The organism is Candidatus Hydrogenedentota bacterium, from assembly GCA_035416745.1.
Classification (GTDB): Bacteria; Hydrogenedentota; Hydrogenedentia; order Hydrogenedentales; family SLHB01; genus UBA2224.
Genome location: DAOLNV010000026.1, coordinates 1 through 11269, shown reverse-complemented (window position 1 = coordinate 11269; position 11269 = coordinate 1). Strand labels below are relative to the sequence as shown.

Genomic DNA, 11269 nt, shown 5'->3' with positions numbered 1-11269 from the left:
CGCCGGGGAAACGGCTAAACCCAGGCAGGGCAATTGGCAAGAACCTGCTCCGTGCGGCGAACGGGGTGTAGGCCTGCTTGAAAGGCGACCATGCGCGTTGTTTCCGTACCGCCGCTTGACACATTATAGACCACAAACCCGGGCGGAAAGGGCTGTTTGGCCGACATCGCGCGAAAGGAGCGAAACATGCGTAAAACCAGCCGGTCTCTTATGGGAATGCTGTGCTTGACGGTGTTCGTGCTTCCAGGATGTGTTCATACCGGGTCATCCGGCAGCCTGTCCCGCTCCTGGTTCTCGAACATGATGTACCTGGAGCCTTCACACAGCGCACGCGCCTCCAGTTTTGATCAATCAGGCGCCAATGTCGATTTTCGCGCCATCCAGCCGGGGGAAACCCGCGATCTCGCGATTCTCGAAGGCGCCGGATGCATACGCCATCTCTACTTCACAATCTGGCCCACGGAACACTACCTTCGCGATTTGGTTCTGAGAATGTACTGGGATGGGGAGGCCACGCCCAGCGTCGAGGTTCCTCTCGGCGACTTCTTCGGCGCGGGCCAGGAACGCGTGCGGTTCTTCCGCTCGCTGATGGTTACCGTGAATCCCGGCGCCGGCGGCGTCGCGGGCACCATTGGCTTCAACTCGTACTTCCCGATGCCGTTCGAAAAGGGCGCCCGCCTCACCCTGACCAACGAGGGCAAGGATACGGTCGGCGCCGTCTGGTATCACGTGGACTATGAACAACTTCGCCGCCTGGAGCCGAATGTGGGCCGGTTCCACGCACAATGGCGCCGCGAAAATCCAACTACTCCCGTGGGAGACGCCCCAAACGTCACCATTCATGATGCCAAGAACACAGATGGCCAGGAGAATTTCCTCATTCTCGAAGCCGAAGGACAAGGCAATCTCGCGGGCTATTTCCTCAACATCGACAATATCGCCGGCGGATGGTACGGTGAAGGCGACGATATGATCTTCATCGATGGAGAACCGTGGCCGCCATCCTTTCACGGGACCGGAACCGAGGAGATATTCGGCGGCGGCGCATGCCCAAACACCGAATATGCGGGACCCTACACCGGATTCTATCTCGTGGGCAATCGCGACTTCTCGGGCAAAATCGGCATGTATCGCTTCTTTGTGACCGACCCCATCCGATTCTCGAAGTCCATCCGGGTCACCATCGAACACGGCCATGCCAACAACTTCGCCAATGATTACACCAGCACCGCCTTCTGGTACCAGGCCGAACCGCACAAGGCATTCCCTTCGTTGCCGCCGGCTTCCGAACGCCTGCCGCGCGCCGGCGCCGACACGCACGATCAGGCCTTCCTCAAGTTCGCGGAGGCAAGAAACAAGCTGGCCCGGATGACGGGCATTATCCAGGAACGGAAACAGACCTCCCTCGACGACGACATGAAAGCCGCCCAGAACGGTGTACAAGAAGCGGCAGCCGCGTTCGAGATACAGGATTTCCCCGCCGCCGTGGCCGCCTCCGATCAGGCTTTAGCGGTGCTCAACCGCCTCCTCGAACAATATGGCAAATAGGACATCGAACAGGCAGAAAGGGTGAACAGATGATTCCGTATCTGCTCGTAGTGTCTGCACTATTTTCCGCCACGCAGGCCGGTCAATGGAACGTCATGGATTATGGCGCGGTGGCCGGCCCCGAAACCGACAACACCGCCGCTTTCCAGCGAGCGCTGGACGCCGCCGGGGCTTCCGGAGGAGGCCTCGTGGCGGTTCCCGCCGGGCATTACCGGCTCGATGGCACAATCTCAATACCCATCGCAGTCACGCTGCAAGGGACATTTCACGCGCCCCCCACCGACCGGCAGGGCGAGGACCCAAAGCTTGACGGCTCGGTGTTGCTGGCATACGCGGGACGCGGCGACCCCGCCGCCGCTCCCTTTATTCGTCTTACTGGCAGCATGGCCACGCTTTCGGGTTTCATTGTCGCTTACCCCGAATGGAAAGAATCGGACGTGCCGCCCGTCCCGTACCCGCCCACCGTATATGCATCCGGCAGCATCAATGTTGCCGTTCTCGATTGCTGCTTTCTCAATTCATACGAAGCGCTTCACTTCCAGGATTCCCACCGGTTTCTAGTGCGCAATGTTTACGGTTACCCAAGCTGCCGGGGGCTGTACGTCGACAACTGCCTCGACATTGGCCGCGTCGAAAACTGCCATTTCTGGCCATTCGGTATTAACTACGGGGCCAGCGCATACACACAGTGGATTAACGAAAACGGCGTGGCGTTCGAGTTCGCAAGAACCGACTGGCAGTATGTCACGAACACGTTCTGCTTCGGCTACGGCATAGGCTACAAATTCTCGACGACCAAGAACGGAAGCTGCAACGGCAACTTCCTGGGGATCGGCGCGGATTGCTGTCGGCGCGCGGTCCTCGTCGACACGGTGCCAAACACCATTGATCTCTTGATCACAAACGGCGAATTCGTCGGCCGCTGGGGAAGCGTCGACTCCGTCGGCGTCGAGATTATCGGCCAATCCGACGCCCGGGTCAGCCTCAATAATTGCGCATTCTGGGGACCCTTGGACCGCGCCATCTGGTCTCGCCCGCTTAACGCCAACCTTACCGTAAACGCATGCGGGTTCAAAGACTGGGACCTCGGAGCGCAGGACTCCCCGGCCATACAGATCGATGGCGGGAAGGCCATCATACAAGGCAACACCTTCTTCCTCGAGGGCCTCCATGCCCGTGTCGGCGAAAAGGCTGCGTCGGCAATCTTCACCGCCAACCAGGCGCCCGCAGGCCTGCGCGTCATCAATGAAGCGGGTTCGCGCACGCTGATGACCGCAAACGAGGTCGACACGCTCGAATGGCCGCGCGGCGCCGCCCGCAACTATGGTGTCTGGCTGGGCGACTTGGGCGACGGCCGTTATGTTCGGGGATTCCACAGCAAGGAGCGGGCGCGTCCATGGCACGAAGAAGGGACGATGCGATGGGGCGGCGCCAAACCCCGTCTCGTACTGCCCGTCGACCCCGGCAAGGAATATAGCCTGACGGTTGACGTATTTGTGCCCGAGCAGGCGCTCGACGCGCAAAACGGCCTGTATCTGGGCCCGAAACGCATTGCCGAGCTCCCGGCGAAAGAAGGCGCGGCACTCATTAGCGCCACTATTCCGCCGCAAGAACACACGTCCGTAGAGATAGCTGTTCGCGCGAAAGCATGGTTCGAGACTTCCCAAGGCGTTACGCCCAACAGTGCGCGGCCGCTCTCCGTGGCCGTGCGCCGCTTCACCATGAAGGCAAGGCGCGCTCCGGCCCGCATGTTCGATGCAAACCGCGGCGGCTGGATCGAGACGGCTGACCGCGTCGAGTGACGGTCAGGGAAAGTGAGAGGGATCAATGTCGCTTTTGAGAATCCTGAGCGGATGTAGCGCGGCACTCGCCTTGGCTGGTTGCGCCGCATGGACGGCCCAAACGCCTGCCCGCGAAGGTTCCCTGCCCGCTCCGTCGTTCTTCGACCACTGCGCCTTTGTGTCGGTAGATATTCAGGAAGGAACCCGCCCGGCCCCTATCAACGATGACCAAGTGCCTCGCCAGTGGAAAAGAATGGGATTCACCGCCGAGGACGTCAATGCCGCGAACACCTTCGCGTGGGACATAGCCCTGCCTAACGCCGTCAAGGTCGCCGATGCCTGCCGCAAACGCGGCCTGCCGCTGATCTTCATCCATTGGGGATATTCTTTCGAGGACGGCATGGACCTTGATCCCGATATCAGGAACGCCATGCTGGAAGAACACGGCACGGATTACGCCAAATGGAGCGGGCACATCGCCCAGCCGGGTTCACAAGTGGCTGAAGTATTGGGGAAGGGCGATTATGTCCTGGCCAAGACCGCGCAGGACGCTTTTCGCTCGTGCAGTCTCGAGTTCGTGTTGCGCAACCTCGGGATCAAGCGCATCGTTTTCGTCGGCGGCCATACCGGCGCCTGCCTGGGCAAGACGGCCAAATCCGCCGAACGCCTCGGTTACACCACCCTTTGCGTCAAAGACGCCACCAACAATGCCCGTGAATCGTCGCGCGAAAAGGACATTCAAGAAACCGGTTACGACTACGTACTGACCACCGCGGAATTCCTCGAGTTGGCCGGGCGTACTGTACCCTCACATTAGACGAAAAAACGCGGACCCGCCACGCGGCCACAATCTGCCACCATGAACTCCTCGGTCATGCCTGGCTTACAATGTCTTCGCATTGAACGTATCCCCCTGGGTCGGATCTCCCGATGCAAACCCTTTGTGGAACCAGCGCTGTCTCTGTTCGGAAGTCCCATGCGTAAAGCTGTCCGGAACGACGTAACCCTGAACCGACTTCTGGATACGGTCATCTCCCACCGCGCTCGCCCCATACGTCCCATTCCCGCAATGAGAGCCACGCCCAGGCTCCCGTCTCGCGAAAGCCACGCAACTGTTCACGCCGAAAACTGCGAGAGCTTAATCGCAAACGCGTCTTTCGCGAGCAAGACTCGTATCAGTCAAGCGTGTTGTTAAAGTATTCGCGGTGTGCGTCGCACCGGCATTTCTTGTCCCACGGCTCCGCGCATCCTCCAATCAGCGCCACCCGCGCGTCGCCTTCTTCTCTCGAGAGCGGCCCGGCGATGGTGCAGGTTTCAACTCCAGCGAAGTCGTCCCACCATTGCGCGACGGTATAATGGCTGCACGCTGGACACAAGAAGTAAACGTCGGTGTGCTCATCGCCCATGATGCTGCCCGAAATCGAGGCAACGCGGTCTTCGTCCTGAAACGTCCGGTTACATTGCGTGCACTCCATACGCTCACATAAGATCTTTCATGATCTCATCTTTGGAGAGGACAAAGATGATAATGAGGCCCAGAATAAACAGTCCCCAAAGGGAAAACACGACCGTATTCTCATGCTCCCGCAGCCACTTGATCACGACGACTTCGCCGTTCCCGATCTTGACATGGCCAGCGATGAAGAATCGTATGGCAAGAGGCACAATCGTGAAGCAGAGCAGACAGAATAAACCGAAGTAGACGCCAGTAATCGCAGCAATCCCGCGCGGGCCAAGCCTCTCACGGGTCACGATCCCTTTTGACTCCAGAACGTTCCCCACTATGGCGGCGGCAATCGTCAGGCCCAATGCCGCGAGAAATGCCACCAAGCGAACCCACATCTTCCCGTGTTCCTTTATATTCGCGGCAAACGCCGGGCCACCCGAAGTCATCGCCCTCACCCCTCAATTCTGTTGGCCCCGGACCGAATTGTCAAGGCATTGACCACAAGGCCCCAGTAGTCTTCGCTCCCTCGGGCGGGCATTTCTCGCCAGAACCGCGCATCTGCCTGCCGCGGATTCCGTTGACGTGTCCGGGGCATCGAATGCTATCATGCCCATGCACCTCGTTCGTCTCCGCATGCCCGTGCATCGTTCCCGGCAGCGACTGCGCACGAGACGGTGAGCGGAGGAGCCGTCGGGCATGAACTGCGGCGACGTGCGGCTGGAGTGTAGCGGGGCGAAGGGCGACGCTATCGCTTCGCTGAATCACGCCCATGAATGCAGGGGACAAGCGCACTGTCGTGAACGCTTCGGCGTCATTTTGCGAGTGGCAAAAGCATACACAGCGTGCCACCGGGACGCGGAAGACTCTTGATTGACCCGCATAGTGCCTGCGGAAACACAGGAGAGCGAAGTGACCAAGCGGGTGAGCAAGAAACGTGTACGGGAAGCCGCGTCCGGCTATCTCTTCATTACACCCTGGCTCACGGGCTTCATGGTGTTCATTCTCGGCCCAATGGCCGCGTCCGCCATCCTCAGTTTCTGCCGGTACGACCCCTCGGAGGTGCAAGGGACCATCGAGTGGATAGGTTTCGCGAACTACGCCAGGATGTTTACCGAAGACCCCTTGTTCTGGAAATCGCTGTTTATCACGCTCAAGTACTCGTTCATCAGCATTCCGCTGCAGCTTTCCGGCGGCCTGGCGCTGGCGCTGCTGCTCAACCGGCACGTACGCGGCATTGCGTTCTACCGCACCGCCTTCTATCTGCCCATGGTGCTCGGCGGCGTCGCCATCTCCTTGTTGTGGTTGTGGCTGTTCAGCCCCAGCCAAGGCCTGATCAACATCGGCCTTGCCAAGGTCTTTGATTTCTTCGGACAGGACAGCGTCGTGTCGCATGCCCTCGCTTGGCCGCTGCAGATCTTGTTCGGAAAGGCGGGTGCAGACAGCCTCCTGCCGGGATGGATATCAAGTGAACGCGGCGCGCTAAGCTCCCTTATCCTCATGAGCTGCTGGACCCTGGGCGGCTCGATGATTATCAATCTGGCGGGGCTTCAGGCCATTCCCAAAACCTATTACGAAGCGGCCGAGATTGACGGCGCCGGCCGTTGGACCCAGTTCTCGCGCATCACGATCCCTTTGCTCTCGCCGACCATCTTCTTCAACCTCGTGATGGGCGTCATCGGGTCGTTCCAGGTCTTTACACAGGGCCTCATCATGACCGGCGGCGGTCCCAACAACAGCACCTGCTTCTACGTCCTCAACACGTACCGAAACGCATTTGAATTCTTCAAGATGGGATACGCCTCCGCCCTCGCGTGGTTCCTGTTTCTTATCATCCTGGCTCTCACGCTCCTGGTTGTACGAAGTTCGTCGTGGTGGGTGTTCTACGAGGCCCAGAAACGATGACCCCGCACGCCGCAACCCCCAAACAATGCCTGCGCCGTCTGGCCTCGGGTCTGCTCACGCATACCGTACTCGTCACGGCCGCAATCATCATGCTGTTGCCCCTCGCGTGGATGGTGTCCACCTCCCTCAAGCAGAGCGGCATCGGCTTGTCGCGCGGTATCGAGTGGCTGCCCTGGCGCGATGCCTGGGCGCGCGGCGGCCAAACCATCGACGTGATCGTTCTCGGCGCGCGGGTCCTTCCCGACGGCGCGCAGGAGGCCGCCGAAGTCGGTATCAAAAGCCTGGCGTCGCGGCGCCGCCAAACCAGGGTATACGTGCCCGACGGCGCGTATGACGCCGAAATACTGGCTTGGCGGGTGAGGCCGATGACAGGCGAGGACGAAACAGCCGAGGCCCAATGGGCGCCGTTTGATTCCGTCCGCCGCAGGGTCGCGCCAGAGTGGGGGAACTATCGCGAAGCGCTCGAGAAAATGCGTTTCTGGGTCTGCCTCGCCAACACCCTCGCCATAACATTCCTTGGCACCGCCGGCACCATCCTCTCGTGTTCGTTGGTGGCGTACGGGTTTGCCAGGTTCCGGTTTCCGGGAAACAACTTCCTGTTCCTCGTCCTCTTGTCGTCCATGATGTTGCCGTCCGTGGTCACCATGATCCCCGTCTACCTGCTCTTCCGCGAACTCCACTGGATAGATACGCTGCTGCCCCTGTTTGCCCCTGCGTGGTTCTCCGTGAACGCGTTTGCCGTGTTCTTGTTTCGCCAGTACTACATGACCTTGCCTTTCGACCTCGACGACGCAGCTCAGATCGACGGATGCAGCGCGTTGGGCACGTACTGGCGCGTATTACTCCCGCTGTCCAAGCCGGTCATGGCCACGGTGGGGATCTTCTGTTTCACGCACTACTGGCTCGATTTCATGGGACCGCTCATCTACCTCAATACCAGCGACAAATTCACGCTTGCGCTCGGCCTTTACACGTTCAAAGGCGCATACACCACTCAATGGCACTACCTGATGGCGGCCACACTGGCAGTATCCTTGCCGTGCATCGTGTTGTTCTTCGCCGGTCAACGCTTTTTCGTGCGCGGCGTAGTCATGTCAGGGCTCAAGGGATGAACCGGGCCATCAAAAAGCTCTCAAAAACCATTGAAGCCCTGGCCCCGGTTCTGTTTTGCGCAGCTCTGGCCGCGGGCTTCGTCCTTGCGGGGTACCAGGTGTGGCGCACCGCGCGAAACGAGACGCCCGGCAGGAGAATCACCCTCGATTTCCTCTGGCCCACGTACACGCCCCAGAAGGTGCGCTACGGCGAATACCTCGCGCATCAGTACATGGAAGAAAATCCCGGCGTCCACGTCAACCTCATTCTAACGCCTGACCCCTACCGCAAATTGCAGGTCATGATCGCCGGACGGACTACCCCGGATGTCGCCTGGATGGGCGTCGGCTGGCAGCAGTTTGCCGACGCGTTCATGCCCCTCGACGAGCGCGTGGCGGCCGAAGCCGCGGTGCAGCCCGAAGACTACTTCCCGCGCCTGTGGGAATCCGTTCATTGGCGAGGCAAACTTCTTGCGCTACCCTCCAGCGGGCAGGTCGGCGTCATCTATTACAGCAAAGACCTCTTCGACGAGGCGGGGCTTGACTATCCAACGGACGATTGGACCTGGGACGACATGGTGCGCATGGCCCGGGCGCTTACCCGCGACTTCGATGGCGACGGCGCCATCGACCAGTATGGGCTGCAGCTCGGCCAGGTGTATCTGGTGCCGTTCATGCTGTACAACGGCCAGATCGCCGACCCCCGATGGCGAACAGCCCGCGTGGACACGCCGGTGACCCGGGCGCTGCTCGACAGGTACCAGGCATTGATATACGAGGACAAGGTCATGCCCACGCCCACGACCTCCCAGGAACTCGGCATGCTGCCCATGTTCGAGGCCGGCCGCGTAGCCATGCACGCCGCGTCCGGATACGCCATCGAGTCCTTCCGCAAAGTCCAATTCGACTGGGATGTCGCCCCATTTCCAGCCTTCGAGTTCCAAGGTCAGCGCTACCATGCCACCGGACTCTGGGAAGAGGAATTCGCGATTCTCTGGAATACCGACGCGCCGGACGAAGCCTGGCGGTTTGCACGCTGGTGCGCGGGGCCCGAGATGGTGCGGTGGGCGGCATTGAACGGGCATATCGTTCCGGGACGAATCGACGTGGCCCAATCCGGCGACTATCTGCGTTCCGGACGCCGTCCCGAGAACATGCGCGTCTTTACCGACTCGCTGTCGTTCGCGGTGCCCATTTACCCGCATCCGTGGCTCAAACGCATCGGAATTGAATTCGAACCCGTGCTCGACCAGTATCTTGTCGGTACCGAAGGCCAACGCATCGCCGCGGGCGAGGCCCTCGCCCGGTTGCAGGCGATTCTCCAGAAGATACTTGATGAATATAACGCGGAACACTACGAACAACCGGTGAACTAACCATGCTGAGATCCGCGCAACTTGCAGGAACGCTCGAGAGCCTCGCAGCCGCATATGGCCTCGGCTTAGTGCTTTCCGCCGCGCAACTGGGCGGTACGCGGAACAGCAACTTTCGCATCGACACAACATCCGGAACGTGGCTGGCCAGAAAACGTTACCCCGCGTACGCGTCTCAAGACCAGATCCGGTTCGACCACGCCGTGGCTGAGTATCTGAAGGAGAGGGGAGTGGCCACAGTCTGCCCCAAGCCGCTCCCCTCGGGCGGGACAGCCTGGAGCGATGGCGCCGGCACTTGGGAAGTCCATCCGTTCATTGTGGGCCATCAATTGCGCGAAGGTCACCGCGAGGATACAACCGCGCTGGCCGAGGAATTGGCGCGGCTCCACCTCGCCGGAGAGACATTTACCAACCGTTTGTCCAAGCTTGCTCCGCGCGGCGAAACCGACCCCGCCCAGATGCGCGCCGTAGGCCGGGAACTGGCCTCTGCGTCGCGCGAATGTGCTGACGCACTCCTGCAATATACCAAGTGGTTGGACTGGGCTGAATCGGTGTTGCCGGATGACCGTTTCGCGGAGTTGCCGTCCACCATTGTCCACGGAGACATTCAGCCCGCGAATATCCTGATACGCGACGGGCGCGTAGCGGCGTTTCTCGACTTCGACTGGTCCGCGTGGCGGCCCCGCATCTACGATCTGGGGTTCGCCATCCTGTTCTGTTGCGCCTCCCGTGAGCACCCCATCGATGGGGGCGATATCTGGTCGCTCACCCAGGCGCCCCGCTTGGACAGGGCCTCGAGCCGGCTCTTTCTCGACACCTACCAAGCGCACACGCACCCGCTCACGCCCGGCGAAAACGGCGCGATGCCCGCGCAAATTGTGTTGAGCTGGTGCCACACCCGCATCATGGGGGCGCTTAAAGTGCCCGAGGCCGAGCGGGCGGCGTTTCTTGCACGCCCGCCCCACGACAGAACCGAGTTGCTTTCCGGGATGGCCCCGTAACAGGATTATCGCCGTGAGTTCTGAATCGTATTGCTCGAAAGGACGTAAACATGCCAAAGCTGTTTCGGCTCGCCGTGGCCGCCATCGACAAGCCTGAATCTGCAAAGAACGCGGACAACCCCGTCATCGCCAACTGCGTCGCCGCCATACGCGAAGCCGCGGACCGGGGGGCCGACCTCGTACTCCTCCCCGAGGAACCCGATATCATCGCCGGCGGAACGTACGGCGTGTATCCACTCGAGGAACACCCGGTTTTCAAGGCCTTCCGCGACCAGGCCGCCGCTTGCGGCATCGGGCTTATATCAACCGTCTCCGCGAAAGCCGGCGAGCGCCATGCCAACACCGCATTTCTTCTCGACCGCACGGGAGCCGTCCTCGGCCTCTACCGGAAAAAGCATCCCGCCCCAACCGAAGAAACCATCTTGACCGAGCCTGTACAACCCGGCGAACCGTTCCCCGTGTACGACTTCGAAGGGGTGACTATCGGCATGGCAATCTGCATGGACATTCATTTCCCGGAGATGTTTCGCATTTACGGCCTCAAAGGCGCTGACCTCGTTTGCCTCCCCACCATGTATCTTGACTACACCGGCGACATGCTGGAATCCCTCGAAAAGGCCCGCGCTATCGACAGCGGCTACTACCTTGCACTCTCCCGTTATATCACCCAGCCGTTCCTGGCCGGCAAGAACATGGGCTACGCCAAAGTCATCGGACCCGACGGACGCGTGATCGTGTCAACGGGACACCACAGCGGCGTCGCCATCGCCGAGTTTGACCCGAAATGGCGAATGGCTTTCTGGGGCGAGGGGTATGGAGGCAATATGCGCACCATGTATGATACGATTCGCCGCCCGGACCTGTACGGCGAGCTCGTGAAACCCAAGGAAACTTGATCATGCCCTGGAAAGACGGAAAAACGTGGGTCTACTCGATTACCTACGACGAAGGCTGCGAAGACCTGCTGCGGTATGCTCTCCCTATCCACCATACATACGGCGTGCCCGGGCACGTTGCCTTGGTCGCGAGCCAGGTAGGCGTGCCGCGAAACCTCCCCGGCAGCAGCTATCACGGCATGATGATCCTGTCGAAAGAACAAATCCACGGCCTCGCTCGCGAAGGCTGG

The 11269-nt window shown here is 60.4% G+C and carries 11 protein-coding genes and 1 pseudogene; 9 read left to right on the top strand and 3 right to left on the bottom strand.

The genetic code is table 11. The features are described 5' to 3' along the window. Positions 1-186: 186 nt before the first annotated feature. From PLJ71_10210 to PLJ71_10200, 3 genes are read left to right on the top strand one after another with little or no spacing between them, the layout of a single operon-like run. Positions 187-1548 (top strand): DUF2961 domain-containing protein, encoded by a 1362-nt coding sequence (locus PLJ71_10210; GenBank protein ID HQM49053.1) that lies wholly within the window; start codon positions 187-189, stop codon positions 1546-1548. 29 nt (positions 1549-1577) lie between these two features. Next, positions 1578-3350 carry a glycosyl hydrolase family 28-related protein gene (locus PLJ71_10205; GenBank protein ID HQM49052.1) on the top strand — a complete coding sequence of 591 codons (1773 nt, stop codon included), beginning with the start codon at positions 1578-1580 and terminating at the stop codon, positions 3348-3350. Positions 3351-3375: 25 nt separating this feature from the next. Then, positions 3376-4146, top strand: coding sequence for an isochorismatase family protein (locus tag PLJ71_10200; protein HQM49051.1), 771 nt, complete (start codon positions 3376-3378; stop codon positions 4144-4146). A 66-nt stretch (positions 4147-4212) separates the two neighbouring features. Here the strand turns inward: PLJ71_10200 and PLJ71_10195 are convergent. From PLJ71_10195 to PLJ71_10185, 3 genes and pseudogenes are all read right to left on the bottom strand, one after another. Next, a pseudogene (locus PLJ71_10195) lies at positions 4213-4377 on the bottom strand (neutral zinc metallopeptidase). A gap of 127 nt (positions 4378-4504) precedes the next feature. Beyond that, positions 4505-4804: a hypothetical protein gene (locus tag PLJ71_10190; GenBank protein ID HQM49050.1), complete on the bottom strand. Its 300-nt coding sequence runs from the start codon at positions 4802-4804 to the stop codon at positions 4505-4507. A 4-nt stretch (positions 4805-4808) separates the two neighbouring features. Beyond that, a complete protein-coding gene (locus PLJ71_10185) occupies positions 4809-5171 on the bottom strand; it encodes a hypothetical protein (protein ID HQM49049.1) in 363 nt (120 codons plus the stop codon). Positions 5172-5685: 514 nt separating this feature from the next. Here PLJ71_10185 and PLJ71_10180 point away from each other — a divergent pair. From PLJ71_10180 to PLJ71_10155, 6 genes are all read left to right on the top strand, one after another. After that, complete coding sequence (locus tag PLJ71_10180) at positions 5686-6678, top strand: sugar ABC transporter permease (GenBank protein HQM49048.1); 993 nt, start codon at positions 5686-5688, stop codon at positions 6676-6678. Beyond that, positions 6675-7790: a carbohydrate ABC transporter permease gene (locus tag PLJ71_10175; GenBank protein ID HQM49047.1), complete on the top strand. Its 1116-nt coding sequence runs from the start codon at positions 6675-6677 to the stop codon at positions 7788-7790. Before PLJ71_10180 ends, PLJ71_10175 begins: the two co-directional genes overlap by 4 nt. Continuing rightward, the gene (locus PLJ71_10170) at positions 7787-9145 is read left to right on the top strand and encodes a sugar ABC transporter substrate-binding protein (protein HQM49046.1); all 1359 of its coding nucleotides are present in this window, start codon (positions 7787-7789) and stop codon (positions 9143-9145) included. The genes PLJ71_10175 and PLJ71_10170 overlap by 4 nt, the downstream gene beginning before the upstream one ends. 2 nt (positions 9146-9147) lie before the next feature. Next, entirely contained in the window at positions 9148-10143 is a 996-nt protein-coding gene (locus PLJ71_10165; GenBank protein ID HQM49045.1) for a phosphotransferase, read from the top strand. A 50-nt stretch (positions 10144-10193) separates the two neighbouring features. After that, a complete protein-coding gene (locus PLJ71_10160) occupies positions 10194-11039 on the top strand; it encodes a carbon-nitrogen hydrolase family protein (protein ID HQM49044.1) in 846 nt (281 codons plus the stop codon). A 2-nt stretch (positions 11040-11041) separates the two neighbouring features. Then, positions 11042-11269: hypothetical protein (locus PLJ71_10155; protein ID HQM49043.1), on the top strand; the 228-nt coding region annotated here is incomplete at its 3' end.